General features: G+C 40.7%; 27 protein-coding genes and 1 pseudogene. 16 read left to right on the forward strand and 12 right to left on the reverse strand.

Annotated features, from left to right (window positions below; all coding sequences use genetic code 11):
- Positions 1-103 precede the first annotated feature (103 nt).
- The 3 genes and pseudogenes from FTV09_RS00745 (at position 104) to FTV09_RS00755 (ending at position 4,156) form a co-directional block, all read left to right on the forward strand.
- Positions 104-2,859: pseudogene (locus FTV09_RS00745) on the forward strand (type VI secretion system Vgr family protein).
- Positions 2,859-3,644, forward strand: coding sequence for a lipase family protein (locus tag FTV09_RS00750; RefSeq protein ID WP_180056270.1), 786 nt, complete (start codon positions 2,859-2,861; stop codon positions 3,642-3,644). The pseudogene FTV09_RS00745 and the gene FTV09_RS00750 overlap by 1 nt, the downstream one beginning before the upstream one ends.
- Positions 3,641-4,156, forward strand: coding sequence for a hypothetical protein (locus tag FTV09_RS00755; RefSeq protein WP_180056271.1), 516 nt, complete (start codon positions 3,641-3,643; stop codon positions 4,154-4,156). The genes FTV09_RS00750 and FTV09_RS00755 overlap by 4 nt, the downstream gene beginning before the upstream one ends.
- A 198-nt stretch (positions 4,157-4,354) precedes the next feature.
- Here FTV09_RS00755 and FTV09_RS00760 read toward each other — a convergent pair whose 3' ends face one another.
- Positions 4,355-6,067, reverse strand: coding sequence for an electron transfer flavoprotein-ubiquinone oxidoreductase (locus tag FTV09_RS00760; RefSeq protein ID WP_180026642.1), 1,713 nt, complete (start codon positions 6,065-6,067; stop codon positions 4,355-4,357).
- 194 nt (positions 6,068-6,261) lie between these two features.
- On the opposite strand from FTV09_RS00760, the gene FTV09_RS00765 reads away from it, so the two are divergent.
- The 5 genes from FTV09_RS00765 (at position 6,262) to FTV09_RS00785 (ending at position 10,697) form a co-directional block, all read left to right on the forward strand.
- Entirely contained in the window at positions 6,262-6,870 is a 609-nt protein-coding gene (locus FTV09_RS00765) for a DUF1285 domain-containing protein (RefSeq protein WP_180056272.1), read from the forward strand.
- Between the two features lie 48 nt (positions 6,871-6,918).
- Positions 6,919-7,803: a glutamate racemase gene (gene murI / locus FTV09_RS00770; protein WP_067764041.1), complete on the forward strand. Its 885-nt coding sequence runs from the start codon at positions 6,919-6,921 to the stop codon at positions 7,801-7,803.
- 121 nt (positions 7,804-7,924) lie between these two features.
- Positions 7,925-8,953, forward strand: coding sequence for a DUF4062 domain-containing protein (locus FTV09_RS00775; RefSeq protein ID WP_180056296.1), 1,029 nt, complete (start codon positions 7,925-7,927; stop codon positions 8,951-8,953).
- 65 nt (positions 8,954-9,018) lie between these two features.
- Positions 9,019-10,032, forward strand: a complete 1,014-nt coding sequence (hemH, locus tag FTV09_RS00780; protein WP_180056273.1) for a ferrochelatase — start codon at positions 9,019-9,021, stop codon at positions 10,030-10,032.
- A gap of 20 nt (positions 10,033-10,052) precedes the next feature.
- Positions 10,053-10,697, forward strand: a complete 645-nt coding sequence (locus FTV09_RS00785; RefSeq protein WP_180056274.1) for an MBL fold metallo-hydrolase — start codon at positions 10,053-10,055, stop codon at positions 10,695-10,697.
- A 102-nt stretch (positions 10,698-10,799) separates the two neighbouring features.
- Here FTV09_RS00785 and FTV09_RS00790 read toward each other — a convergent pair whose 3' ends face one another.
- Complete coding sequence (locus FTV09_RS00790; RefSeq protein ID WP_067764029.1) at positions 10,800-10,985, reverse strand: DNA gyrase inhibitor YacG; 186 nt, start codon at positions 10,983-10,985, stop codon at positions 10,800-10,802.
- An 84-nt stretch (positions 10,986-11,069) separates the two neighbouring features.
- Between FTV09_RS00790 and FTV09_RS00795 the strand changes: the two genes are divergently transcribed.
- From FTV09_RS00795 to FTV09_RS00805, 3 genes are all read left to right on the forward strand, one after another.
- Positions 11,070-11,720 (forward strand): SAM-dependent methyltransferase, encoded by a 651-nt coding sequence (locus FTV09_RS00795; RefSeq protein ID WP_180056297.1) that lies wholly within the window; start codon positions 11,070-11,072, stop codon positions 11,718-11,720.
- 6 nt (positions 11,721-11,726) lie between these two features.
- A complete protein-coding gene (locus FTV09_RS00800) occupies positions 11,727-12,932 on the forward strand; it encodes a TIGR03862 family flavoprotein (RefSeq protein ID WP_180056275.1) in 1,206 nt (401 codons plus the stop codon).
- A gap of 116 nt (positions 12,933-13,048) precedes the next feature.
- Complete coding sequence (locus tag FTV09_RS00805) at positions 13,049-13,459, forward strand: GFA family protein (RefSeq protein ID WP_180056276.1); 411 nt, start codon at positions 13,049-13,051, stop codon at positions 13,457-13,459.
- A gap of 158 nt (positions 13,460-13,617) precedes the next feature.
- Here FTV09_RS00805 and FTV09_RS00810 read toward each other — a convergent pair whose 3' ends face one another.
- Both FTV09_RS00810 and FTV09_RS00815 read right to left on the reverse strand, forming a co-directional pair.
- Complete coding sequence (locus FTV09_RS00810; protein ID WP_180056277.1) at positions 13,618-14,193, reverse strand: hypothetical protein; 576 nt, start codon at positions 14,191-14,193, stop codon at positions 13,618-13,620.
- Between the two features lie 19 nt (positions 14,194-14,212).
- On the reverse strand, positions 14,213-14,989 hold the full coding sequence (locus FTV09_RS00815) for a class I SAM-dependent methyltransferase (RefSeq protein WP_180056278.1): 777 nt from the start codon (positions 14,987-14,989) through the stop codon (positions 14,213-14,215).
- Between the two features lie 84 nt (positions 14,990-15,073).
- On the opposite strand from FTV09_RS00815, the gene FTV09_RS00820 reads away from it, so the two are divergent.
- The 4 genes from FTV09_RS00820 to FTV09_RS00835 all read left to right on the forward strand — a co-directional run bounded on the left by FTV09_RS00820 (position 15,074) and on the right by FTV09_RS00835 (position 18,235).
- Positions 15,074-16,381, forward strand: coding sequence for a hypothetical protein (locus FTV09_RS00820; protein WP_180056279.1), 1,308 nt, complete (start codon positions 15,074-15,076; stop codon positions 16,379-16,381).
- Positions 16,382-16,499: 118 nt separating this feature from the next.
- Positions 16,500-16,691, forward strand: coding sequence for a hypothetical protein (locus tag FTV09_RS00825; protein WP_245668218.1), 192 nt, complete (start codon positions 16,500-16,502; stop codon positions 16,689-16,691).
- A 109-nt stretch (positions 16,692-16,800) separates the two neighbouring features.
- Complete coding sequence (locus FTV09_RS00830) at positions 16,801-17,754, forward strand: 2-hydroxyacid dehydrogenase (protein ID WP_180056280.1); 954 nt, start codon at positions 16,801-16,803, stop codon at positions 17,752-17,754.
- Between the two features lie 100 nt (positions 17,755-17,854).
- Positions 17,855-18,235 (forward strand): hypothetical protein, encoded by a 381-nt coding sequence (locus tag FTV09_RS00835; protein ID WP_180056281.1) that lies wholly within the window; start codon positions 17,855-17,857, stop codon positions 18,233-18,235.
- 82 nt (positions 18,236-18,317) lie between these two features.
- Here the strand turns inward: FTV09_RS00835 and FTV09_RS00840 are convergent, their stop codons facing one another.
- From FTV09_RS00840 to glyQ, 8 genes are all read right to left on the reverse strand, one after another.
- Positions 18,318-18,827: a hypothetical protein gene (locus FTV09_RS00840; RefSeq protein ID WP_180056282.1), complete on the reverse strand. Its 510-nt coding sequence runs from the start codon at positions 18,825-18,827 to the stop codon at positions 18,318-18,320.
- Positions 18,828-18,939: 112 nt separating this feature from the next.
- Positions 18,940-19,482 (reverse strand): hypothetical protein, encoded by a 543-nt coding sequence (locus FTV09_RS00845; protein WP_180056283.1) that lies wholly within the window; start codon positions 19,480-19,482, stop codon positions 18,940-18,942.
- 210 nt (positions 19,483-19,692) lie between these two features.
- Positions 19,693-20,340 carry a hypothetical protein gene (locus FTV09_RS00850; RefSeq protein WP_180056284.1) on the reverse strand — a complete coding sequence of 216 codons (648 nt, stop codon included), beginning with the start codon at positions 20,338-20,340 and terminating at the stop codon, positions 19,693-19,695.
- A 352-nt stretch (positions 20,341-20,692) separates the two neighbouring features.
- Positions 20,693-21,082, reverse strand: coding sequence for a hypothetical protein (locus FTV09_RS00855; protein ID WP_180056285.1), 390 nt, complete (start codon positions 21,080-21,082; stop codon positions 20,693-20,695).
- A gap of 72 nt (positions 21,083-21,154) precedes the next feature.
- Positions 21,155-21,592 (reverse strand): hypothetical protein, encoded by a 438-nt coding sequence (locus FTV09_RS17970; protein ID WP_005102960.1) that lies wholly within the window; start codon positions 21,590-21,592, stop codon positions 21,155-21,157.
- Between the two features lie 21 nt (positions 21,593-21,613).
- Complete coding sequence (locus FTV09_RS17975) at positions 21,614-22,105, reverse strand: hypothetical protein (protein WP_257222751.1); 492 nt, start codon at positions 22,103-22,105, stop codon at positions 21,614-21,616.
- Between the two features lie 68 nt (positions 22,106-22,173).
- On the reverse strand, positions 22,174-24,243 hold the full coding sequence (glyS, locus tag FTV09_RS00865) for a glycine--tRNA ligase subunit beta (RefSeq protein ID WP_180056286.1): 2,070 nt from the start codon (positions 24,241-24,243) through the stop codon (positions 22,174-22,176).
- A complete protein-coding gene (gene glyQ, locus FTV09_RS00870) occupies positions 24,243-25,226 on the reverse strand; it encodes a glycine--tRNA ligase subunit alpha (protein ID WP_067666981.1) in 984 nt (327 codons plus the stop codon). The genes glyS and glyQ overlap by 1 nt, the downstream gene beginning before the upstream one ends.
- A 200-nt stretch (positions 25,227-25,426) precedes the next feature.
- Here glyQ and FTV09_RS00875 point away from each other — a divergent pair, with 200 nt between their 5' ends.
- Entirely contained in the window at positions 25,427-25,939 is a 513-nt protein-coding gene (locus FTV09_RS00875) for a hypothetical protein (RefSeq protein ID WP_180056287.1), read from the forward strand.
- The last annotated feature ends 256 nt before the right edge of the window (positions 25,940-26,195 follow it).

The following is a 26,195-nucleotide window of genomic DNA, read 5'->3' on the forward strand; positions in this document are numbered from 1 at the left end:
CAGTTACATAAGACTAAAAAAATCGCAGGCTAGATGCGCTTCGTCGCTGTTATAATTTTGCCGTAATAATCATGAATAACTATTAAATTTTTTAATTTTTACTATGCTAAATACAATTACTAATATTTTGGATCAGTTAGGCCTATCTGCCCAAAAACGCGCTATTCATGTTCAATTTTCCAATCCTGCTTTGAACGCAGAGATTTTTATTCAACGTATTGATGGGGAGCATGTATTGAATCAGGGCGTGCAAGCGACTTTGATTTGCCTATCCACCAATGCCCTTATTCCATTAAAACAATTTATTGGCGCACAAGTCGCAGTTGATCAAGTGACCGATCAAGGCGAACTCTTTCGTACCACGGGTATTATTACTGAAGCCACCCAAGGGCAGAGTGACGGTTCACTCACGCTATATAAACTTAGTTTAGAAGACGCAACGTCGCTATGGCATAAACGCCGCAACAGCCGTGTGTTTATGAACAAATCGGTGCGTGATGTCAGCGAGACTCTGTTTAAAGAATGGCAAAGCAAAAGCCCGCTTTTCGCAGCAAGTCTAACGCTTGATCTAAGCGGTTTAAGTGAGAACTATGATGTTCGACCATTCATTATGCAGTCGAATGAAACAGACTATGATTTTTTAACGCGGCTATGGCGCAGTGAAGGTATCAACTGGCTCATTGATGAAGCGCAGCTGAAAGTGCCACATTCCTCAGCCCCAATTGAAAAACAAAAACTTCGCCTGATCGATGATAATAGCCAATTTCAAGCACTCAGCCGTCGTAGTATCCGCTTTCATCGCTCTAGTGCCACAGAAAAACAAGACAGCATTACCAGCTTGATCAGTGAACGGAGTATTCAACCGACTGCGGTACATGTGCAGCGCTGGCAAGCTGATGGGCTTAGTCAAGAAGAAGGTGCTGGTTCAGTCCAAAGCAAACATCAGCATAGTCAAAGCCATGACAATGCCAGTTTAAGTCTTGAACAAGCATGGCATGTCAGCCCAGCATGGATGCAAGATTTAAAAGGCGAAGATCAAGCTACCGCTTCATCTAACAGCCAAATTGAAAAACTGAATCAGAACTTAACACGCTATAACGAATTACAATCCAAACAATTCGCTGCACAATCGACAGTGCGTGATGTTCAAGTTGGCTATTGGTTTGAACTGAATGAACACCCAGAAATTGATCAACACACTGGCGCAGATAAAGAGTTTCTAATTACCGAAAAGAAATTCTATAACCAAAATAACTTACCCAAAGATCTCGCCGAACAAGTCAATCAACTGATTGAACAAAGTCAGTGGAAGATTAAACCGATCCATGAACAGGCAGAACGGCAAGCCAATAACTTAATTCTGCAACGACGTAATATTCCTACGGTTCCTGCATATAACCCACTCGAACACCGTCCAAGTACCCATCCGCAACGCGCCAAAGTGGTTGGGCCAAGTGGTGAAGAAATCCATGTCGATGAATGGGGACGAATTAAAGTTCGCTTCTTATTTACCCGAGGTGATGACCACAGCCATGATGGCGGTGCAGGCAGTAATAACAATGATACGGATTCTGCATGGGTAGATGTGCTTACCCCATGGGCCGGTGACGGTTATGGCGCACGCTTCTTACCGCGTATTAATGAAATCGTGGTGATAGATTTCTTTGACGGTAATATTACCGACCATTTGTGGTGGGGCGCATCCATGAAGCACAGCGCAGTCCGACGCAATTTGATAGTAAAGGTAAACTGCCAGACACCAAAAAACTGGCTGGAATAAAAAGTAAGGAAGTCCAAGGGGAAGGCTTTGGACAACTGCGCTTTGATGACACCACAGGACAAATTTCGACACAATTACAAAGCACCCATGGTGCCACTCAGCTCAACCTCGGTAACCTCAGTCATCCCAAAGAAACCGCAGAAAGTGCAGGACGAGGTGAAGGTTTTGAACTGAGAACCGACCAGTGGGGCGCAGTACGTGCAGGACAGGGGCTACTTGTCAGCACACACCCACAACAACAAGCAGCAGCAATGCACCTCGACGCACAAGCTGCAAAAGAACAAATCGAAGCCAACTTAAACAGTAGCAAAGCCTTAAGTGAAGTGGCGAAAAATCAACAAACTGACCCACTTGAAGTATTGGATAATCTGAAAAAATTCCTTGGACAAATCGAAAAAGGAAGTAAAGAAAAAGCCGATGCCTTTAAACAAGCCTTAATGATTTTATCTGCACCGAACTCAATTGCTGTGAGTAGTCAGGAAGATATTCATCTTTCAGCAGATGGGCAGATCAGCCAAAGTGCAGGCGATAGCATCAACCTCAGTAGTCAAAAATCCTTGATTGTTCATGCACAAACTAAGATCAGTCTATTTGCAGCACAAGAGGGATTCCGTGCGTATGCAGGCAAAGGCAAAGTTGAAATCCAAGCTCAAGGAGATGGGGCAGACTTGATTGCACGAAAGGGTATTCAAATTATTTCGACTGAAGATAAGGTTGAAATCAAAGCGAGCAAAAAAATTGTTTTAGTTGCGGGTGGTAGTCAGATTGAAATTAGTAGTGCGGGTGTATTACCGACAACTAGCGGTAAGTTTGAAGTGAAGGCGGGGCAGCATAATTTTAAACAGGGTGCAAAAGTAAATAAGCCGCTTCCATTTTTGCCTGAAAAAGAAAAGCAAAAATATGGCGTATGGTTTGATGTGATGGATCATCAAGGAAAGAAACTTGCTTCAGGTACGGAATATATTATTTACGATGAAACAGACAAAGAAGTTGAACGTGGAAAATTAGATAAATCCGGTCTTGTTAGGTTAGAAACTGAAGAATTAAATAAACAATATAAAATACATGTGGTGATGTGATGGGATTAGAAGAACAAGCCTATGCTGACTTAGTTAGGACAACTATGGGAAATGTAAACCCTACACCACCTGTAGTTCCTGTTCAGCTGGTGGTATATACACATAGTTATACCGCATTTATTGGTGGAGCATCTGATAAATACTCTTTTGCTCCTAACGATCTGCCTATTAATATAGGAGGTAGAGGCTTAGGACCTAATAGATTTGTTGGTGAATATTTTGATGAGTTTGATTTATCACAAAAGAAGAAATTTAAAAATGCGACGATTGAATATTACGGGTATGAGGAAGCATATACTGGCATGAAAGCTGGAGGGAAAAAATTAGATGCATTTGACAATATTAAAAAATTCTTAGAAAAAAAACCGAATACTCAGGTAAATATTATTGGACATAGTTTAGGTGGATGGAACGCAGCTGGCCTAGCAGCTGAACTAGTGAAGAAAAAGATATGTAAAGTTAATTTACTTATAACAATTGATCCTGTTGGAACTTTATTATCGTATAGTGCATTAACTCCAGTAAGTGCTCGAATCTATTTTAGAGAACCTTCACCAAATTGTAATTATTGGGTAAGTGTAACATGCGAGCCAAAGTCGTATGATAGTAACGATGCTGTTGCAGATTCAGGAGGGCAGTGGAGGGATAAACCCAGAGAGAGAGCAAATGTTTTTTATTCTACAAAATATAGTCATGCTGAATTTAAGGAAATGATGAAAGAAAAAATATTTATGGGCCAGTCTGCTGAAGATATGATGTTCACTCAATTGAAGAAAATAAAATGAAAAAAAAATACATTTTGGCTTTTGTTGTATTTATTTTGGGTTGCCAAAATGCTAATCATCAAAGCTTAGATAGAAAAATTACTGTTAATCCTTCTCTTAAATTAAGCTACAGTATTATCGGTTCAGAAGAAAAACCTGCATTAGCAGTTACAGGAAATTTAATAAGTTCAGTTTCATTAAAAGAAGTTTTGATAAAAGAACAATTCGACTTTGCACGTATTGAGTGTGACAAGTTGAATGAGTTCAAACCTTATGCGTATTTAAAAGTAAAAGATGAAAAAAGAAAGAAGAATACTTTTCAATCGGATTTTTTGTTGAAAATATGTCCGGAAGATGATGCTAATAGTGAGCATTGTGTTAAAAATATTGAAGATTTTAGGAATAGAATAAAAACAAATTTAAGTTGTGAAGTCGTTTTTGGTGGAATGACTAAATCAAAAATAATTATTTCAAATCGATTTAAAATCGATAAGAATCAAATATTAAATGCAGAGGAGTATGCATTGGAATAAGCATATTCTTATGGAGTAGAAGCTAGAATTAGAATATTTATTGTTAGATTATGAATTTTTGGTATTCAAATATTATTTATAATTTAACTATTCAAATTTGACGAATTCTAACTTTGAATAAATTATTTTAACTGAGAATAAACCCGCACTAAGCGGGTTTATTTTTATATCAAAAGAGATTACATGTTCGGGTACTAATTACATGTTCGGGTAATTAGGACCACCGCCACCCTCAGGTGTTACCCAAGTAATGTTTTGAGACGGATCTTTGATATCACACGTCTTACAGTGAACACAGTTTGCTGCGTTAATTTGGAAACGCTTAGAACCGTCATTCTCTTCCATAATTTCATAAACACCAGCAGGGCAATAGCGCTGAGCAGGCTCATCCCATTTTGGTAAGTTCACATTTACAGGAATAGAAGCATCTGTCAGTTTCAAGTGAGCAGGCTGGTTCTCTTCGTGAACGGTATTCGATACGAATACTGAAGACAGACGGTCAAATGTAATTTTACCATCTGGTTTTGGATAATTCGGTTTGAAGTTCGCAGCATCGACAGTTTTTAAAGCGCTGAAGTCTGGCTGTAAGTCATGTAGTGTAAATGGCACTTTAAAGATGTTTTGATCAACAAAGTTGAACGCACCACCCATCCATTGACCGAACTTATGCATAGCAGGGCCGAAGTTACGAGAGTTATATAACTCTTCTTTCAACCAACTGTTGTTAAACTTGTCAGTATAAGCAGTTAACTCTTTAGTGAAGAAGTCTTCACCTTCAGTCACACGTGCAATGGCAAGGTCGCCGCCTTTTTCCACACCCGCAGCAATCGCTTCAAATACAGCTTCACCACAGAGCATGCCTGATTTCATCGCTGTATGAGAGCCTTTGATTTTCGCAAAGTTTAGGAAGCCTGCGTCATCACCAATTAAGCTACCGCCTGGGAAAGTGAATTTAGGTAAAGAGTTGAAACCACCTTTTACAACTGCACGTGCACCATAAGAAATACGTTTGCCACCTTCAAGATATTGCTTGATTAGTGGATGTGTTTTCCAACGCTGCATTTCCATAAATGGATACATGTGTGGATTGGTATATGATAAGTCAACGATCATACCCAACGTCACTTGGTTGTTTTCAGCGTGGTATAACCACCAACCACCTGAAGAACCTGTTTCACTTAAAGGCCAACCTGCACCGTGCATCACCAGACCTGGCTTGTGTTTAGCAGGGTCGATTTCCCAAAGTTCTTTAATACCAATACCGTAATGTTGCGGATCAGCATCTTTATCTAAGTTGAACTGAGCAATCAGACGTTTACCCAAGTGACCACGACAGCCTTCAGCAAATAATGTGTATTTCGCATGCAGTTCATAGCCAGGGGTAAAGTTGTGCGTTGGTTCGCCATCTTTACCAATACCCATGTCGCCAGTCTGAATACCTTTCACAGTCCCGTCTTCATGGTAAAGAATTTCAGACGCTGCAAAGCCTGGGAAAATAGACACTTCTAATTCTTCAGCTTTAGCACCTAACCAGCGAACCACGTTACCTAACGAAATAACATAGTTACCATCGTTATGCATGGTTTTTGGTACCATCCAATGCGGTGCTTCTTGTGATTTTTCATCAGACAATAAGAAGAAGGTTTTATCTTCAGTTACAGGCACATTTAAAGGCGCACCTTGTTCTTTCCAGTCTGGGAACAATTCATTCATTGCGCGAGGTTCTAGCACAGCACCGGATAGAATGTGCGCACCAACTTCGGAGCCCTTTTCCACGACACAAACGGACAGATCGTTTAGGTTATTTTCAATTGCAAGTTGACGAATTTTAATCGCAGCAGATAGGCCGGCAGGACCTGCACCGACGATAACTACGTCAAACTCCATCGATTCACGTTCGATGTGTTCCATGTAGGACTCCTCATATTTCGGAAGGTGGCATCCATTTAACTCATTTAAATGGTGCTGCCATGAGTGTTCTTAATGCCCAGACACAATTTTTCTATCGTGTCTTGAATATTGTGGGCTAGTATAGTTTTAAACCGAGTTCTAGCCAATTGGCTGAATCATATTATTTTTCCGTCACTAAGGTATTTATTAGGCGGATGAAGCAGCAATTGATCGGAAACCCGACGAAAAAAGTCATTAATAGGGATGATAGAAATTTAATGAACATTGCACAATACTTAAAAGATGGACAGTCCGGTCACAAAAGGTCAATCCCACCATTAGATCAATGGCATCCAAAGCATTGTGGTGCAATGGATCTGAAGGTTTTAGCCAATGGAGAATGGTGGCACGATGGTCAATTGATCAAACGCCAAGCGCTTATTGACTTGTTCTCGACAGTACTATGGAAAGAAGACAGCAAGTTCTATTTAAAGACCCCAGTCGAGCAGATTGAAATACAGGTAGAAGATGAGCCTTTATTTGTTAATCAAGTCGATATGCTTGAGCTAGAAAATAAGCGCTATATCCAGTTTACGACCACAACACAAGACGTGATTGTTGTGGATGATGAACATCCTATTTTTATGCGTGAATATCAAGGTGAATTGCGCCCCTATGTACATGTGCGTTTTGGAATTAATGCACTGATCCAGCGTGCCGCATTCTTTCATTTGGTTGAGATGGGTGAACTGCTTGAAAATGAAAAAGGTGAATCCATTTTAGTGTTACAAAGTGGTGATTTGAGCTTGCAATTAGGCACCTGAGGTTTAAGCTTTCCACCTTGTCATTCTGAACAACATATAAGTGATCCTATGACCGCCATTCACCCCATTTACCCACTGGATGTACCCATGCCGAAAGCTGGCGCAGATGCACCGATCGGTTTATTTGATTCGGGGATTGGTGGCTTATCTGTGGCCTTGGAAATTGCGCGCTATTTGCCGAATGAACGTATTGTGTATTATGCCGATACTGCACATGTACCCTATGGGCCACGTGATGATCAAAATATACGTGAATTGACTGCACATGCCATAGAGTGGTTATACCGCCAAGGCTGTAAAGTCGCTGTCGTGGCATGTAACACGGCATCTGCCTTTAGTTTGGATTATTTGCGTGAACATTATGGGGAGAACTTCCCCATTATTGGTTTAGTTCCTGCGTTAAAGCCTGCCGTTCTGCAAACAAAAAGTAAAACAGTGGCTGTTCTTGCAACACCTGCGACATTTCGTGGAAAGTTGATTAAAGATGTGATGCATCGTTTTGCTGAGCCGGCAGGGGTCAATGTTCTGACTGTTACCAGTTTGGAATTAGTACCCTTTGTAGAAGCAGGCGCGCAGATGAGTGAGGCTTGTCTTAACACATTAACTGAGGTTTTACAGCCAGTTGTAAATCAAGGTGCAGATTTTTTAGTGCTTGGATGTACACATTACCCCTTCCTAAAATCGGCAATTCAGTATATTTTTGGTCAGAAGCTGACATTAATTGACTCAGGTTTTGCAGTTGCACGACAAACAGCCCGAATTTTGATTAAAAATGAGTTATTATTTGATCAGAAACGAGAAAATTGTTTGCGTATAGAATGCTATGTCAGTGGCAATAATGCGGAAAATTTAAAACCGGTTGTGGCGCGCCTGATTCAAGATGATATTTCTTGGAACATTGCCAACATCGGACTTATAAGTTCAGAAGACTAAATCAGTCATTTTGGACAACGTTAAATGAAAAAATTAGTTTTATATTGGGGTAGTCATGTCGCATTTTCCAGCTAAGATCAATTCGATGCTGAGTGCGTTATGCAGCGGGAGAGGATCACTAATGCTCGATAAGCGTTATCAAGTATTCATTTCCACATCTGGTAGCGAAATGCAGCCAGAACGGATTATTTTGGCTCAGACGCTTGTGGGAATGGGGTTTTTCTCATGGGGGCTAGAACAACGCACACCATTGAGCACTGCTTTTGCACGTCGTCAAATTGACGATTGTGACTATGTGATGATTTTATTGGGCAGTCAATACGGTGAGCAGTCTGTGTCTGGTGTGGGCTATATGCACCTTGAATACATCTATGCGGTGACCAAGCAAAAACCTGTCATTGTGTTTATGCATGATGATCCAGATTCACGTGATGATGCGTTACATGATGCTAAACCTGAACTTCGTGAAAAATTTAAAGGATTTAGAAAACTATTACAAAATGAAGTCGATCAAGTTTTTACCTATCGTAGTTTGCGTGATTTAGAAATGGCAGTTCGATTGAACATGCCACAAATGCTAGAACGCTATCCTGTTACAGGTTGGGTACGCCCACAGAATACTCAAGCTTTACATGATGAAATTGATCGTTTAAAAGCCCAGTTAGTTCAACTCGAAACAGAGTCTGGAAAACGCGAAGTTGATCCGTTCTTATCTTTACCAAAAGTGTCGATGCATGAACTATTTTCATTTGAATACCGCATGCACGCTTATCAAGATGGTAATTTCAAAGAATTAAAAGTACAGAAGAAAATGACGTGGGCGCAGCTTTTGTCGATTTTAGGCGCAACCTTTGTTAATCCAACCCCTGAAGAATTCTTCTCTAAACGTATGAATGAGTTTTTGAATGAAACAGGTTTGGATGATGCACGTATTGAGATGCCACGTGCACATGCGGTTGCGCGGGCACAAGTGAATATTCGTGCTTTACACAGCATTAAAAGCCAGATGCGGCAGAATGACTGGATTGTGCCCAATGGCCGAGATGACCGTCAGCGGATGTTGTGGCAAGTGACCAGTAAAGGTCAAAAATTGTTAGAAAGTAATTTGCTAGATAATGATCGAGTTTTTCAATTTAAATCTGCATATTAATCTATTTTATTAAATAGATAAAAAGCTGCTACATTAGCGTCATTCAAATTGATGGAATAAGCGTAATGTTGCCTGCCGAAAAAGCTAAAGTCACCATTATTCTGGCGAATCTAGGTACGCCTGATACGCCAACTGTGCCCGCAGTGCGTCGTTTTCTGCAACAGTTTTTGTCGGATCAGCGGGTGATTGAAATCCCGAAACCGATTTGGCAAATCATTCTACGTTTGTTTATTTTGCCATTTCGCCCTAAACGTGTTGCACATGCTTATGACATGGTTTGGGGTAATGATTCGCCCATGCGTGAAATTTTATTTGAGCAAGTTGCCGCAGTAAAACAGCATCTCACAGCAAAATATCCAGAATTTGAACTGAATGTGATTCCGGCCATGACTTATGGTAATCCAGGGATTTCTGCCGCTTTAGCGCAATTGGCTGAGCAGCCTCAAGACCATATTCTATTATTTCCGTTGTTTCCACAGTATTCAGCAACATCTACGGCACCTTTATACGATGCCATTGCTAAATGGATTCCACAGCAGCGTAATTTGCCGGGTCTGAGCATTATTCGTGATTATTACCAGCATCCTGTGTTTATACATGCCTTGGCGCAAAGTGTGCGTGATTATCAAGCTGAACATGGTGTACCAGATAAATTGTTGATGTCATTCCATGGTATTCCACAGCCTTATGCCGATAAAGGCGATCCCTATGCAGACCGTTGCCGTGTGACGGGTCATTTGGTTGCAAAAGCCTTGGGTTTAACTGCTGAACAGTATGAGATTAGTTTCCAATCGCGTTTTGGTAAGCAAGAGTGGGTGAAGCCTTATACCGATGCCACCTTAGAAGCATGGGGGCAACAAGGTGTCCAATCGGTTCAAGTGATGAGCCCCGCATTTTCAGCAGATTGTTTAGAGACCTTAGAAGAACTCGCATTGCAAAATGCAGAAATTTTCCAAAATGCGGGTGGTGGCCATTATGGTTATATCCCTGCATTGAACTCACGTGAGGATCATGTTGGATTGCTCAATTTGTTACTTCAAGCTAATCTTGATGCCTTAAAGCAAACATTAGCCCATTAACGCCTTGAGGTTGTCGCCCTATGTTGCAAGTTAAAATCGTTCCCGTCACGGCATTTCAACAAAACTGTTCCATTGTTTGGGATTCCGAAACCAAAGAAGCCATTTTAATTGATGCGGGTGGGGAAGCTGAAAAGCTGAAAGCGGAAGTTGAGGCTTTGGGCTTAACGGTAAAAGCATTGTGGCTGACGCATGGGCATTTAGATCATGCAGGTGCAGTGGGTGCATTAACCGAAGCGTGGAATGTCCCTGTGATTGGCCCACACAAAGAGGATGCTTTTTGGCTCGACATGATTCAAGACGTATCAGCAAAATATGGCTTTCCGATTCCTGAAAATGTCAATGTGACCCAGTGGTTAGAAGGTGGCGAAACACTGAAGTTGGGCGAAGAAGAGTTTGAAGTGCGTTTTGCACCAGGGCATACCCCAGGCCACGTCATGTTCTATAACGCTAAATATGGTGTGTTATGGACGGGTGATGTGTTGTTTAAAGGCTCTATTGGTCGTACTGACTTTCCGCGTGGCAATCATCAGCAGCTATTAGACTCGATTCAACGCGAATGCTTTAGTTTACCAGACGATACTCAGTTTATTTCTGGACATGGGCCAATGAGTACCATTGGCTTTGAAAAGCAGCACAATCCTTTTGTTGCAGGAAAAGCCGGTTAATCAATACGTTTTAACTTGATTCGGTAAAATAAAAAAAGGTCTACGTGGTTAGACCTTTTTTTATTGGAACTTTTTTTATATTTAAATCTGAGCTAAACGTATTTAGAACTGATCTTCCTCACGGCCACCATCAGCTTGAGGCGCATCTTGGGTTGGCAGGCGATATTCGTCATTGGCCCAAGCACCAAGATCAATCAATTTGCAGCGATCTGAGCAGAATGGGCGGTATTCATTGTCTTCCCATGTGGTGAGTTTGCCACAGCGAGGGCAGTTCATGGTGGTTGGCATGGGGCAACTCCAGCGAAAATGGATGATTCAATTAGGCAAAAACAGTCGCAGTTGTTAGACTTATGCGGTTCTGTTTAGTTTGATCTGTTTATGCCTATTCGTCAATTTCAAGCGCAGCGTATGCATGCTCCCCGTGGTTTTCAATCCATTCAGCCAACTCCAATTTGTGTGGAAATCGGTGCAGGCAAAGGAAAGCACGCTTTATTGTTCACTGCACAACATCCTGAGTTTCAGTTAATAGCAGTAGAGCGCACCCGTGAAAAATTTGTGGCGATGCAAAAACAGCATCAAATTGAAGGGCAGCAAAATCTTAGCCCTGTACATGCAGATGCGATTCCTTGGGTGGTGCATGCCTTGCATCCTGCGCAAGTGCAACAGTTTTTTATTCTGTACCCAAATCCCGAGCCGCATAACCCTGCACAGCGTTGGTTAAATATGCCGTTCTTTGAGTTTTTGTTGTCACGCTTGCAGCCAGGTGGTCAAATTACCTTGGCGAGTAATATTCCTGAATATATTGAAGAAGCACAGCAGCAATTGATTGATGTATGGAAATTGCCATTCGTTAAGGAAAAAATTGCAGCCACTTCAGCACGCACGCATTTTGAAATTAAGTATTTGGAACGTGGTGAGTTGTGTCAGCAGTTAATCATTACCAAACCGGCTGACTATGTAACACGTTTTGATGATTTTCAGCCTTTACAGGGACAAAATCCTGTCAAAGAACAGGCGGAATAATTGGGCATGACTCAGCGTATTGCAATTATTGGTGCAGGTCCGGCAGGCTTGATGGCGGCTGAAGTCTTAAGTCAGAATGACTATGAGATACATGTTTATGAGCAAAAGCCTTCAGCGGCGCGTAAATTTCTCATGGCAGGTAAAACGGGGTTAAATATTTCCCATGCCGAACCTATAGAACAATTTGTGCAGCGTTATGATCAAGTCGATTGGCTCAGTCCATGGGTGAAACAATGGGATGCGTTGTGGATTCAAAGTTGGATGAAAAGTCTGGGGATTGAAACCTACATTGGTTCATCGGGTCGCGTATTTCCGATTGAGATGAAAGCAGCCCCTTTACTGCGAGCATGGTTGAAGCGCTTGGCCGCACAGGGTATTAAATTTCATTATCGTCATAAAATTTTAGACTTGCAGAATAATCAACTACGTATTCAAAATTTACTTGAAGATCATGCAGTACAGACTGAAAAATTTGATGCGATTGTGATGGCTTGTGGCGCCGTGTCATGGTCGCAATTAGGTAGTGATGGTGCGTGGCAAAAATGGTTAAGTAAGGATGAGATTGAGCCATTCCAAGCGAGCAATGCCGGTGTGGAATATCCATGGTCTGCATTTATGCAGCCTGTTTTTGGGCAGCCATTAAAGCGCGTTCATGCTTGGGTTGGAGACGCTGCCGCGACCCAAGGTGATATAGTGATTTCACATTATGGTTTGGAAAGTGGTTTAATCTATAAGCAAGGTCGAGCGCTACGTCAACGCTTCCGAGATGCGCTGCCGATGCAGTTGTCACTGGATTTGCTGCCTGACCAAAGCATTGAGCAACTGGCAAAAAAATTACAGCCTTCTAAAAAACAGTCGTTGAGTAATGTTTGGCGTAAAGCCGGTTTAGATGCTGCTAAATCTGCTGTCGTTCGCGAGTTGGTGCCGAAAAATCTATGGAATGATCCAATGGCTTTGGCGCAAAAGATTAAGCATTTAACGCTTACGCTAACAGGATTTCGACCAATTGAAGAAGCGATTAGTTGTGCTGGCGGTGTGAAACGTGATGCTTTAAGTACGCAATTACAATTAAAGACCAATCCGCATGTATTTCTCTGTGGGGAAATGTTGGATTGGGATGCGCCCACAGGTGGATATTTACTTACGGCATGCTTTGCAACGGGTCGTGCCGCAGGGCAAGGTGTACATCAGTATTTAGCTCATTCAGTTTAGGATTGTTCAACTGGATTGGGTTTAATTGTTTTGCCTAAGGCATCCATAAATTGTCACAAATGCGTCGGAGCAGTGTGCTATGTTGATGCTTCCCTTAAGCAAATGACATCAAAATAATGCGCATAGAACAACAATATACGGGCAGCTGTTTATGTGGTGCGGTCTGTTATGAAATCAATGGGCCCATTGGTGAAATTGTAGAATGTCACTGTTCACGTTGTCGTAAAGCCAATGGAACAGCCTATGCAACCAATGCTCCAATAGCCAAAGCAGATTTCAAAATTGTGTCGGGCGAAGATGTACTGAAAAAATTTCAATCCACAGCGACCACTCAGCGCTGCTTTTGTGGGGAATGTGGTTCACCTATTATCAGTATTAAAGCCGATACACCAGATTACTATCGCTTACGGATAGGAACACTGGATACACCCATACAGCAAGTACCAGTCTGCCATATATTCGTTAGCTCAAAAGCAGAATGGGACTGCATTCATGATGATTTACCGCAATATGCAGAGCGTCCTTAATGTCCTTGCGCTGTATTTCTAAATAAAAAGGGTTCATGTGGAACCCTTTTTATTTAAGTCATTTTGATAATTTGAATTTATTGAGCTTGCGCTGTATTTCTAAATAAAAAGGGTTCATGTGGAACCCTTTTTATTTAAGTCATTTTGATAATTTGAATTTATTGAGCTTGCGCAGGATGTTTAAGCTCGGGATATTGTTCCTGCCAATGCCCTAATTGTTCCTGAGCATGAATGAACTGACCTAAGCCTTTGATGCTTTCGCTTTGTGGAACGCCTTCAGAGGCTTTATCTGTGGGCTGTTGCTTGAGCAGATTCGCTTGATTATCCCAATATTGGTACATCAAACCCTGAATATAGCGGCCTTGCTCGGTTTTTAAATCAAGTGCTTTAAGCATGGTGAGCGCAGATTGGATGTTGTCCTGTTTACGCTGTAAAGCAAACTCTGCTGTTAATGAGCCTTCATCTTTCATACGCATTAACTCATCTTCCATGTCATCGCTCACGGCAGTAAAACGGGTATCAAAATCCGTCAGTGCCTGAATGTCATATTTATCATCTGGCGTTTTGGCAAAGACTTTCACTGGGTCTGCGTTGAGCTCTTGCATAATTTGATCATCCGCAGAAATGTCAGCATTTTGCTGTTCATTTTCTGAAGATTTTTGACAAGCAGTTAATCCGAATGTACTACTCAATAACATGATCAGTGCGAGTTTTTTTAACGGCAGATTCGACATAGTATGATTTCCTTGAGGATTAACTTATTTTTTTAAAGACATAGACATGAGTGATATAAGGGAAAACAATATCATCATGGGCAGTTTTTCCCGTGTATTGTTCAACGATTTGTTCAAATTGTTGCTTTAAGCGTTGTTGCTCTGCGCTTGGGAGGGCAGCAATAAAACTGGTCGAAAGTAAACGATTTGAAACTACTTGTTCGACTGTACCTTGATGCGGTTGTTTAAATGTGGTTTCAGCGCTCAATTGAAAAGTCGTCTGTTGTTCAAAGGCTTTTCGCCATTCACCACTATGATAACGTGGTGTATCTCCTTCAAGTGCATTGACAATATGTGCCAACGCATTGACCCAATCAACGCTGATATCTCGTTGATTCCAGATTAGTACTAAATAGCCTTCTGGCTTTAGTACACGCGCAATTTCATGTAAGGTTTCGCGGTTAGCAAACCAATGAAAAGATTGGGCACAAAAAACTGCGTGGATGCTCTGATTATTGAGGGGAATATTATCGCTGCGTGCAGCGAGGGTTTCGATATGTGGATGTTTTTTTTGCAATTCAGCTAACATTTCAGCCACAGGTTCGACGGCGGTGATGTGTTGGCTGAGTGGTTGGATATAATTCAGGAATTTTCCAGTCCCTGCGCCTAAGTCGAGTAAACGCGCATGCTCAGACAGATTTAAATGTTGTTGAAGCCATGGCGTTATAGCCGCTGGATAGTCAGGGCGAGCCTGTTGATACAGTTCAGCTGCTGAACTGAAGCCCTGTTGTGCGGCAGGATGTAGTGATTGTGTCATATTCTGCACTTTTTTATCTGTATGGCCTCTATAAAATAGCATATTCGCAGCATGACAACTTTGAAACTGACAGGAAGGAACCGCGTGACGCAACAAGGAACTGAGCAAACCCTCGTAGAGAAGCAGATCATATTTGAAGATGAACAAATTCGGGTGATCTTTCAACCTGGAAGTTCCAGTGAACTGATCTTTTCATTTGGTGATTTGATTACCCGTGCTAAAGGGCTAAGTATCAATGCTGAAAAGTCATTACAAAAGTATGATTTTAATGTCATTGGTGTCATGCCAAAGCAAAAGTCATGGTTTCCAGCAGCGTCTATGCAGAACATGTTTGCCGAAATTCAGCACATCCTTGAGCAGTTTACAGTTCGTATTGCTTATGGTGGCTCGATGGGCGGCTATGCGGCCATTAAATACGCGAAATTATTTGATTTTCAGCGTGTGGTCAGTATGGTGCCGCAGTATTCGATTGACCCTGAAGATATTGTTGATACACGCTATGGCATGTTCTTTCAGCCGAGCTTAAATGCCAATATGCGGATTCAAGCCGACGATGTTTCGACTGAGCGTGAATATATTGTGGTCTATGACCCTTACTGCCCAGAAGATCGTGCACATTTTGAAAAATTGCAGGCACTGATTCCGCATGTACATGTGCTGCATTTACCATTTACCGGACATGATGCAATTGCTGTACTTGCCAGTTCCGAGCTACTGAATGACTTTTTACGTCACCCTTTTGATGCGCAGTATTTTTATCAAAAAATGCGTAAAGTGAAAAAGAATAGTAAATTTTATTATCGTAAAGTGATTGAAAATTTACTTTCGCGCCATCGTATTGCCTTAGGTCAAATTCTAAAAAATAACCATTTTCAGCTCGATCCGCAGTTTTTTGATGCTAAACAAAAGCAGACTTTGTTGCGTGCCTTATTTAATAATAAACAGGTAAGTGAGCAGGATTTAAATAAACTCGGGATTAACACTTTTATGCCACAGGAAAGCCGTAGCTTACTGTTGGATCAATATGCGCATGGCCTGGTATTTAATGTCATTAGTCAAAAAATAGAATGTTATGCCGCAGGTGTGATCGAGCTGAATCATAAATTTTTGATTCCACTGCAAGCCAAAGGTACGGGTTTGGTTTATGTTTATTTACAAGATGAACGCTACATGGTGGTCATGAATGATCGTCAGGTCATGAAGTTAATTTCTGCACAGGAGGATTTGCCTTCAGGGATGCATCCTGTGCTCATGCAGAAATATGCAGGCTACTACACGGTGAACTATAAACAATTGTTACTCAGCAGTGATGAATATGGGCAAGCTGTATTTACTGAACAATCTGGATCACAATGCCAGTTTGTGACTGAGCTGGAAGACAGTCAAATTTAAACTTTTGATCAAAAAGCCCCTATTGCTTATTTTTTATAAGGGATTATGATGAATGACAGGTGGTATAAAAATTACTCATACCATCCCATTCATCATAAGGAATATGAGGGGTATCAGTATGCAATCTGCACAGATGCTTGCTGTATTGTTCATTGCGTCACTGGTGACAAATCCAGTGTATGCACAGGGTTTTAGTTCAACCATTTTAATCTTTAGCAGTGGCATGATGGTCTTAGCCATTTTAACCATTTATGTGGTGCTGAAAATAAGAAATTCACTCCGACATCATCTTGATAAACCCGCGAAATAGCGGGTTTTTTAATATCTGTACAGACTGCGAGTCATTGAAATAATGGCATGAGCAGGGTTTAATAATGACAGATCTAAAACGAGAAAAGTGCAGCAAACAAGGAGCGGGCATGAAAGCAGTATTTCTAGATTATCAATCATTAGATAAAAATGATTTGGATTTTCGTACCCTAGCAGCACAGTTTGATCAATGGACTGTTTATCCTGCAACTTCACCGATTGAAGTCGCAGAACGTATTGCTGATGCTGAGGTGATTATCACCAATAAAGTACAGATCAATGCCGAGCACATGCAGCACAATCCACAGCTTAAAGTTATTTTGATCTCTGCAACAGGCACCAATAATGTGGATCTTGAATTTGCACGTGAGCAAGGCATTGTGGTGTGTAATTGTCAGGGATATGGAACTGCCGCAGTAGCACAACATACCATCATGCTGATGCTAAATCTGGCAACATCTTTACTGAAATATGACCGTGCAGTACGTACGGGTGAATGGAATAAATCCACGCAGTTTTGCTTGATGGATTACCCAATTATGGAGCTTTCGGGCAAAACCTTAGGCATAGTCGGTTATGGTGAGTTAGGACAGGCCGTTGCAAAGCTCGCTGAGGCTTTCGGTATGCAAGTTAAAATTGCGGCTTTACCAAACCGTCCTGCACGTGAGAAAAGTGTTCCTTTTGCTGAGCTGTTACCACAGGTTGATTTTCTGTCTTTACACTGCCCATTAAGCGATGAAACGCGTGATTTAATTGGCCGTGAAGAACTTGAAAAAATGAAGTCCTCAGCCTTTCTAATTAACTGTGCGCGGGGTGGCGTCGTGAATGAGGCCGCTTTGGCAGATGCTTTAAAAGCTGGGGAGATTGCTGGTGCAGCAACCGATGTCTTGACGGTTGAGCCACCCAAGCAGGGCAATCTTTTACTTGACCCAAGTATTCCAAATTTAATTATTACTCCACATAGTGCATGGGGCAGCGTCGATGCACGACAACGCATTGTGCAGCAATTGGTGGAAAATGTAGAGGCCTTTAAAGCGGGGATGGTCATTCGGCAGGTGAATTAAAATGAGTTTAAGGAACCTTATTTTTGAACAAAGCTCTATATAAATAGGGATGTCTATGCAGGTCGATCTTGCCAATAAAAAAAGTTTAAGATTATTTTGCATGCTGATTCTCTTTACCGCATGCATCTCTTGGGCATGGTACAGTTATGTACTAAATATCAGTGAAAATTATTTATTCCAGAACCCCGATTTTGAAGTTCATAAATTTATGCCGACCTTACAAGTTGTGCTGGTTTCGGTATTTTTTATTGCGCATTTCGTCTTAGCACTTATTGATTTTTTAAATCGCTATTGGTATTGGGGACTATGGCTTGTTGTAGTACCTATTATTGTGGGACAGGTCTATTTTTCTGTCTTTGGATTGGTTGCTCATATTGATCATTTATCAGTCTGGGTTGACTATCCATTTTGCCTGTTGATGCTTATTCAAATCTGTACAGCATCGTTTGTACGTAGGCGATATCTCAAACCTGCTCCTTAATGCTTAATTTAATAGCTAAATTTGAGTTGATGAAATTCACCTATTCGCTAGGTAGATCTTAGAGAATATGTAAAGGAAGCTTCTAGCAATTTTTCAAAAATTTAGCATTGAAATGCTTTAGCAATTGTCTAAACTCGAGTTGAGTCTGAGTATTGTTTGGCATCATGATTCGTAAATAACTTTTTTCGAGTTTAAAAGGCTCTTTGGTATTGGGTACAGGATTAAAGCCACCATTTGGGTAGATCAAATTTGTCTCATAGGCACGTAAAATCTGATCATTGTGAAAATAATAACTTGTTAGGGATTGATTGGATTCTCCAAAAAGAAAAAGATTAATTTTGCATTGACCATCAAGTTGATACAGCGTCGCTTCATTGCCTTCAGTCGATTTGTATTCTTCGTCATCTAGCATCTCTAAGGCTTGTAATAATTTACCTTCGGCATCATGGTTATATTGGTATGAATCGTACAATTGGGGAAAAATAGTCTGCAACTGTGGATAACTTTTCAACAATTGTGGAAAACGTTGTAAGCCAATCACAGAGCCAACGCAGAGCAGAATACCAAGCAAGATACCAAATAAAATTCGCATTTTTTTTCTCATTAATTCATTGTTTTTATAGGCATAGGCCAAAGACCAAAAGCATTCAATTTTGGTTTTAAAAAAGCCCAACCAAAGTTGAGCTTTTAAATGTACTGTTAAATTATAAATCAGTCACTGGATACGTCGTAGACGTCGAACTTGATGGATAGCTACTTTGTGGATATTGATTACTATTTTGTCCCGCATTGTTGCTTGGCGTGGTATTGATTTGACTGCCAGAAGATGACTCACTTAAAGATTGCTGCGTAATAGGTGCAGGCTGACTGCTTTTGCCAGTAATGGCTTCACGTGTATCTTTAAGTTTTTCATTTACGTTTTGAGTGACGTGCTGTGCGCCTTGATCAACTTGCTGCACTGTATTATTGGTCGCTGTTTTGGTGTTGTCCCATGCTTGGTCAACCGACGGCTTGATTTTTGAAATGCCACGTTCAGTCATTTCACCAATGTTTTTAGCTGCGCCAACCACACCTTCTTGTGCTTTATAAGCCCATACATGTAATAGGTTTGGGTTCTCACCATAAGGTGTGACCAATTTTTTAGTGTCGCTTTGCGTACCTTGTTGTGTATTTGCATCTAACTGAGCCCATAAACTGGGTGCAGCCAGCGCTAGGCTAAGGCATAAAGTCGTTTTCAATAAATCCATTATGGCTTCACCTCTGAATTTTATAGATTTTCTAACTGATGAATGGTTTTAACGTATTATAGAAAAAAACGGAATAGAAAAAAGCCAAGGTAGCAAAATCAATACAGCTTTAAACAAGAACGGTGTATGGAGCATTTCAGCATAAAAAAAGGCTCACGCGAAAGTGAGCCTCCTCTCTGGAGGGAGAGTATTTTGAAAGCCTAAAGATGCTTATTTATGCGCACCAATAGAGGCTTCATGTGAACTATGAACTTCTGCTTGAGCGACAGGCGTATTCAGCTGAACATTGCTGCCACCACTGACATTGGCTTGTTGACCTTTTTGGAAATTATCCTTGGTTTGCTGCCATTTCTCACTTGCAAATTGACGACTTTGATCCGCTTTTTCACCTAAATAACTTTTGGTTTGATCTACTTTATTGTCAACTTTGGCTTTACGCTCATCCATTTTTGCTTTGTCTTTTGCTGCCTTTTCATCAAGCTGTGCTTTACGTTCATCTAGCTTGGCTTTGTTTTGTTCATTTTTGGCATCAATTTTAGCTTTAGATGCTTCGGCTTTTTCATCTTTAGACTGTTTTAGTTCAGCCCATTTGTCTTTGGCATCTTGCTTTTTGTCTGCACTAAATTCTTTGGTGTCTTGCCATTTTTCTTGAGTGAATGTTTTGGTCTTATCGACACCTTTTTCAATTTTATCACCTGCTTTATGTGCAGATTGATTAATGTCTTGTTTTAAATTTTGTAGAACACTCGGTTGTTGAGCATCTACTTTAGCATCCACTGATGCTGTCGTATTAGCAAATAGTGGTGTGGTTGCAAATAGGGCTGCAGTTATCAGCGTTGTTTTAAATAAAGGTTTCATCTTTTAAATAATCCTCTTTTATTGAACTCTGCTGTTGCACTCAGCGTTCGGGGAGATGGAACAGCAGCCATACTAAGAGGTATTTTTTTCAAAAGGTGCTTTTGTGCGGCAAGTCACACAATGTGATAACAGCTCAGATACGATTTTCAAAGTCCTGTGAATAATCGTAACGATGCCACAGAGTTGTAAGTTTTTGAAATTTGAAGCGGACTTATGTTTTTTATTGGTGTCAAATCAGCGGGTTTATTTACGAGTTATATATTGGATGGGTACTTATTTTTGCACAATTGCAGGGTTAAACGTTGCCATGATTAAACCATGCCTAAGCAATTAGACATGGTTTGTAAGTGGTTTAGTTACATTGAGCAAGTGCATCTTTGGCAAAATGACCACGCAATGCAAGGAAGTTTTTCTGTACATCGGCTGCATTTAAATCAAAATTGTGTGCTGAGCTTGTGCCATCTTTAGCGAAGGTTGCTGTACCGCCAGAAATCAGCGTTAAACCTTTAAATGACCATTGTTCAACCGATTTTGCTTCTTCTAAATTGCCTGTAAATTCGATTACGCATTTATCCACAAATTTAGTGAGTTTTGCTTTGTTATCCATGGTATCTGGATAGACATCAATGTTTTGAACTTCTTGTAATACACCTGTTTCAAGTTGTGGAATTGTTGGTGCAGATGTACATGCAGAAAGTGTTAGACCCGCAAGACCAGTCAAAAGGAATGCTTTCAATTTCATAAGTTTCATTCTTGTTGAGTGTTGTTAGATTGAGTATAGGGAATTGGGTGAAAATTGGCTATAGCTCAATGATTAACGATTCCAATCCTGCGTACGAATACGACCAGTTTGATAATAAATTGAGACTAATTCAATAAAATTTTTAAAGTCGGAATTTTCATTTAAAATTCGATTTATTGATTGCCAATCCACTTCTGGTCTCCGGCGAGCAGGAAGCAAAATTTCGCTTTCAGTAGGATTTTCAGGAATTAAAATTATTACACCAATACCATGGAGGGCTGAGAGCATACGAAGTTCTTCTTCAACTTCATTGGTAGAAATTGAGGTCGCAACTAAATATCCTTCATTTGCCCAACTAGAATTACTTACTGCTTGGAAAAAACTACTTCTAATATTTGAGTTATTTAGTTCTTTTTTTACCTCGAATGACCAAAGTCGAACATTTTGTCCAGAACTATGCTTTACACAAGTTTTAACTAGATCATTCCATTTATTATCTAATGCTTGCATTGCCACAATATCTGGATGTAGTCATTGATTACCATTTTGTCCTCTAGTATTTGATGATCTTTTTTCATCAATTCTTAATGTAAGCAAATTGAGTTCTTGGGATAGGTATTCTATCAATACAGGATATAAGTCATATTCTGAAAATATTTTTTCTTGAATCGATGGGGGATTATTGTCTTCTGCATTAATAATTAATGAATTATGGAAGTCAATTCCTTTTACTGGTGAAAGATTTGAAGTTGGTTCATACCAATATTGGCGTGGACTTGGTTTTTCTTGATATTTTACACAAGGATTATTTTGAATTAAGTCTGGGAAAATACTATATAACTCTCGAATAACTTGTTGTTTAAAAGCACTTTCATTGTTTTGAAATTTAATATTATTTCTTTTCTCAATATAGTCTTGAGGATATGTAGCAATTAATTTATCAGCAATAAATCTAGCTGTAAATTTTTGGTTAGGATTAGATTTTAAAAATTCTAATGCTTTTTGTGCTTGTGATAATTTCATATTATTGAGAAAAATAAAAAAACCCCACTATTTCTAGCAGGGTTTTACTTTTATTTCAAATGTCTGACTTAGTGCTGTAATACCGAAATATCAGCCACTTTGGTAAACAAGTTACGAAGCTGTGCAAGCATACGTAAACGGTTTGCTTTCAGGTCAGCATCATCAGCCATGACCATTACCCCGTCAAAGAACGCATCGACTGGCGCACGAAGTGCAGCTAAAGCTGAAAGGGCAGCCGTGTAATCTTTGGCAGCAAACAACGGCTCAACCACAGGCGTAACTTTTGCAAGTTCAGCGAACAATGCTTTTTCAGCATCTTCAACCAAGTTTGCTTCAATCACTTGACCTTCTGGCGCAGCTTCTTTTGCAAGAATATTGGCAACACGTTTGTTGGCAGCGGCAAGTGCAGCAGCTTCAGGTAAGTCACGGAAATGATTTACCGCATTTACACGTTTGTCAAAATCAAGTGGCGATTTTGGAGACAACGCTTGAACTGCTTGAATCACATCAACTGCTACGCCTTGGTCTTCATATTTCGCACGGTAACGACCTTCAAGGAATGCAACTGCATCGTTTAAAGTCTTGTCGTGATCTTTAATCACATCGCCATAAGCAGCAAGTGCAAGTTTGATTAGATCTTCAATCGAAACGTCTAAATCATTTTCAGTCACAAGACGTAAAATACCAATCGCAGAACGACGTAGTGCAAACGGGTCTTTAGAACCTGTAGGCGCCTGACCAATACCAAAAATACCTGTGAGCGTATCTAAACGGTCTGCAAGAGCAAGCGTTGTACCTGTCTTGGTTTTTGGTAACACATCACCCGCGAACTTAGGCAAGTATTGCTCACCTAAAGACTCAGCAACTTCATCATTTTCACCTTCAATACGTGCATAGTAAGTACCTGCAATACCTTGAAGCTCTGGGAACTCACCCACTAACTCAGAAGTTAAGTCGCATTTAGCAAGTAGCGCTGCTTTTTCAGCATCTGCTGGGTTTGCACCTGTGATAGCAGACAAAGCCACAGCCAATTTTGCAATACGTTCAGACTTGTTCCATAGCGTGCCAAGTTCTGCTTGGAATACCATGTTTGCCAATTTTTCTTTACGAGATGCAAGCGGTTGCTTTTGATCTTGTAAGAAGAAGAATTCAGCATCTGATAAACGTGGACGAACCACTTTTTCGTTACCTTCAATAATTTGACACGGGTCTTTCGACTCAATATTTGAAACGGTAATGAAGTATGGTTGAAGCTTATTGTCGGCATTTACTAAGCAGAAGTACTTTTGGTTGTCCTGCATCGTTGTAATCAACGCTTCTTGCGGCACAGCAAGGAAACGTTCTTCGAAGCTTGCACGAAGCGCAACAGGCCATTCAACTAAAGCAGTCACTTCGTCACGAAGGTCGCTAGGTACAATCGCAATCGCATTTACTTCATCAGCCAACGCTTTTACTTGTTGGTCGATGATCGCTTGACGCTCTTCAAAGTTTGCAATCACTTTCGCTGCACGAAGTGCATCTAAGTAAGCATCAGCATATGCCAATGTAATCGCTTCAGGCGCATGGAAACGGTGACCATAAGTCACGTTACCCGCTTGGTGATCTTGAATGGTTGCATCAATGACATCGTTGTCTTTCAACAACACAACCCATTTTACAGGACGTACAAACTCAGTACGGCTTGCCGCAGAACGCATGCGTTTTGCGATAGGTAGGTTATCTAAAGCGTGTTGTAAAATTTGCGGTAAAAGCACATCAAGGCTTTGACCTTTTACATCTTTTAAGTAGCAAACTTTTTCAACTTTACCCGCTTGGAAAGTCGATACTTGATCAACCGTGATGCCTTGACCACGCATAAAGCCTTCTAAAGCTTTAGTTGGTTTACCTTCAGCATCAAATGCTGCTTGTTTAGCAGGGCCATCAAAACGTTTTTGTGTGTCTGCTTGTGCAGCATCAACATTGACAATTTTCAATGCAAGGCGACGTGGTGCTGCATAAGCTTCAATCGCATCAAATGCAAGACCTGCGTCTTTTAAACCTTTTACCGTTTCTGCATGTAGCGCATCACGTAATTTTTTTAAACTTTTTGGTGGAAGTTCTTCGCAGCCTAATTCGAACAATACTGTATGTTTAGACATTATTTGCTCTCCTTAGATTCTACTTTTGCTTCAGCTTCAACTTGAGCTTTAAGTTGAGCAAGGACTTCGTCACGTAAAGCAGGTTCTGCCATTGGGAAGCCAAGCTTCGCACGCGCAGCGACATAGCTTTGGGCAATAGCACGAGCCAATGTACGTACACGTAAAATGTAACGTTGACGTTCAGTTACTGAAATTGCGCCACGTGCATCAAGTAAGTTAAAGCTATGAGATGCTTTAATCACTTGTTCGTATGCAGGAAGTGGAAGTTCAGCTTCCATCAAGCGAGTTGCTTCAGCTTCATAGAAGTCAAATAGCTCAAACATTTTTTCAACGTTGGCATATTCAAAGTTGTAAGTGGATTGTTCAACTTCGTTTTGGTGGAATACGTCACCGTAAGTTACTGTACCGAATTGACCTTTGGTCCAAACCAAATCGTACACTGAGTCTACACCTTGCAAGTACATCGCAAGACGTTCAAGACCGTAAGTGATTTCACCTGTGACTGGGTAGCATTCAACACCACCGACTTGTTGGAAGTAAGTGAACTGAGTCACTTCCATACCATTTAACCAAACTTCCCAACCAAGGCCCCAAGCACCCAGTGTTGGAGATTCCCAGTTGTCTTCTACGAAGCGAATGTCGTGAACAAGGGTATCAATACCAATCGCTTTTAGAGAATCTAAGTACAACTGTTGGATGTTGTCTGGGTTTGGCTTCAACACGACTTGGAATTGGTAGTAGTGTTGTAGACGATTCGGGTTCTCACCATAACGACCATCTTTAGGACGACGAGAAGGCTGAACATAAGCCGCGTTCCAAGTTTCAGGGCCTAAAGCACGTAGGAAAGTTGCAGTGTGGAATGTACCTGCACCCATTTCCATATCGTAAGGTTGAAGAATGACGCAGCCTTGTTCAGCCCAGTAGTTTTGTAAGGCAAGAATTAAGCCTTGGAAGGTATCAATATGCGATATGGCGCGACTCATGGTCATCCACTTAAAATTAGATAAAAATTGTGCTCAATTATAAGGATTTTGGGGGTGTGTGGCAAAGGGTTAATCGCTCTTGAACCAAGCTTTGATGTTTTAATGATGTGCAGAATTTTATATTTTCCAATTGTACATAATAAAAACGTAGTTACTTGTGGCATAAAGTGGATGAATAAATTTAATGATGAGCGATAACAATGTTTAAGAAGTCTTTTATTGTGATAAGTATGGTGCTATCTGCCTGTAGTACGACGCCTGTAGCTTTGTATTCAGATTCATCACTTCACGCTTCAAAAATTGCGACCATTACTAATTCTTGCAACGTGGAATGTAAGAAGGTGATTAAGCAGCAGTTAGTGGTTAGTTCAAAGTATCAAATGAGCGAAGGTCTTTTGCTTGAGGTCAATGGTCAGCAGGGGACTCGAAAAGTCACACGAGGAATGGCCTTTGACTCACCTATCCACGGTCGGTTTACCACCGCTGTAGAACAGGGGAAAACTGAGCTCGTCATTGATCATAATTCACAGCTAATTATCGCTCGTCCAGCTCGATTCACAGTTGATTTATTGGGTGGGCATAATTATGTGATTGGACGTATTCGAGTTGAACGAATCCCTTCGGCTTATTATGAGTGGTTTCCTATTGTGTATGATGAAACAGCTCAGAAAATTATTTATGGAAGTGAAGATTTGATTGATAAAGATGAATAAGCTGACCGCCTAAATGTTCTTTTACTTTAGCAGGTACAGATGTGAGTGCTGATAGATTTTTTATTTTAAGTATCAGTAAAAACATGATGAGCCTTTTAGGCTCATTTCTTGTGATAAAACTACGCAAGTAAGCGGCGTATTCAAATTGAAAAGGATCAAAAGTAAAATTTATAAGATAAAGATGTAAGTTGAATACATCTTATTGTTTGCATGCCTTTATAATTGCAACATCTCGCAAAATAACAAACAAGGTATC

This window comes from Acinetobacter sp. YH12227, assembly GCF_013417785.1.
GTDB classification, from domain to species: Bacteria; Pseudomonadota; Gammaproteobacteria; order Pseudomonadales; family Moraxellaceae; genus Acinetobacter; species Acinetobacter gandensis.

Coding starts and splice junctions, on each gene's coding strand:
- murI (WP_067764041.1), top strand. CDS start 6,919: ATGACCGCCATTCACCCCATTTACCCACTGGATGTACCCATGCCGAAA.
- FTV09_RS00800 (WP_180056275.1), top strand. CDS start 11,727: ATGACTCAGCGTATTGCAATTATTGGTGCAGGTCCGGCAGGCTTGATG.
- FTV09_RS00850 (WP_180056284.1), bottom strand. CDS start 20,340: ATGAAACCTTTATTTAAAACAACGCTGATAACTGCAGCCCTATTTGCA.
- FTV09_RS00805 (WP_180056276.1), top strand. CDS start 13,049: ATGCGCATAGAACAACAATATACGGGCAGCTGTTTATGTGGTGCGGTC.
- FTV09_RS00825 (WP_245668218.1), top strand. CDS start 16,500: ATGCAATCTGCACAGATGCTTGCTGTATTGTTCATTGCGTCACTGGTG.
- FTV09_RS17975 (WP_257222751.1), bottom strand. CDS start 22,105: ATGAAATTATCACAAGCACAAAAAGCATTAGAATTTTTAAAATCTAAT.
- hemH (WP_180056273.1), top strand. CDS start 9,019: ATGTTGCCTGCCGAAAAAGCTAAAGTCACCATTATTCTGGCGAATCTA.
- FTV09_RS00875 (WP_180056287.1), top strand. CDS start 25,427: ATGTTTAAGAAGTCTTTTATTGTGATAAGTATGGTGCTATCTGCCTGT.
- FTV09_RS00855 (WP_180056285.1), bottom strand. CDS start 21,082: ATGAAATTGAAAGCATTCCTTTTGACTGGTCTTGCGGGTCTAACACTT.
- glyS (WP_180056286.1), bottom strand. CDS start 24,243: ATGTCTAAACATACAGTATTGTTCGAATTAGGCTGCGAAGAACTTCCA.
- glyQ (WP_067666981.1), bottom strand. CDS start 25,226: ATGAGTCGCGCCATATCGCATATTGATACCTTCCAAGGCTTAATTCTT.
- FTV09_RS00840 (WP_180056282.1), bottom strand. CDS start 18,827: ATGCGAATTTTATTTGGTATCTTGCTTGGTATTCTGCTCTGCGTTGGC.
- FTV09_RS00765 (WP_180056272.1), top strand. CDS start 6,262: ATGAAGCAGCAATTGATCGGAAACCCGACGAAAAAAGTCATTAATAGG.
- FTV09_RS00835 (WP_180056281.1), top strand. CDS start 17,855: ATGCTGATTCTCTTTACCGCATGCATCTCTTGGGCATGGTACAGTTAT.
- FTV09_RS00845 (WP_180056283.1), bottom strand. CDS start 19,482: ATGGATTTATTGAAAACGACTTTATGCCTTAGCCTAGCGCTGGCTGCA.
- FTV09_RS00750 (WP_180056270.1), top strand. CDS start 2,859: ATGGGATTAGAAGAACAAGCCTATGCTGACTTAGTTAGGACAACTATG.
- FTV09_RS00775 (WP_180056296.1), top strand. CDS start 7,925: ATGCTCGATAAGCGTTATCAAGTATTCATTTCCACATCTGGTAGCGAA.
- FTV09_RS17970 (WP_005102960.1), bottom strand. CDS start 21,592: ATGCAAGCATTAGATAATAAATGGAATGATCTAGTTAAAACTTGTGTA.
- FTV09_RS00830 (WP_180056280.1), top strand. CDS start 16,801: ATGAAAGCAGTATTTCTAGATTATCAATCATTAGATAAAAATGATTTG.
- FTV09_RS00810 (WP_180056277.1), bottom strand. CDS start 14,193: ATGTCGAATCTGCCGTTAAAAAAACTCGCACTGATCATGTTATTGAGT.
- FTV09_RS00785 (WP_180056274.1), top strand. CDS start 10,053: ATGTTGCAAGTTAAAATCGTTCCCGTCACGGCATTTCAACAAAACTGT.
- FTV09_RS00815 (WP_180056278.1), bottom strand. CDS start 14,989: ATGACACAATCACTACATCCTGCCGCACAACAGGGCTTCAGTTCAGCA.
- FTV09_RS00790 (WP_067764029.1), bottom strand. CDS start 10,985: ATGCCAACCACCATGAACTGCCCTCGCTGTGGCAAACTCACCACATGG.
- FTV09_RS00760 (WP_180026642.1), bottom strand. CDS start 6,067: ATGGAACACATCGAACGTGAATCGATGGAGTTTGACGTAGTTATCGTC.
- FTV09_RS00755 (WP_180056271.1), top strand. CDS start 3,641: ATGAAAAAAAAATACATTTTGGCTTTTGTTGTATTTATTTTGGGTTGC.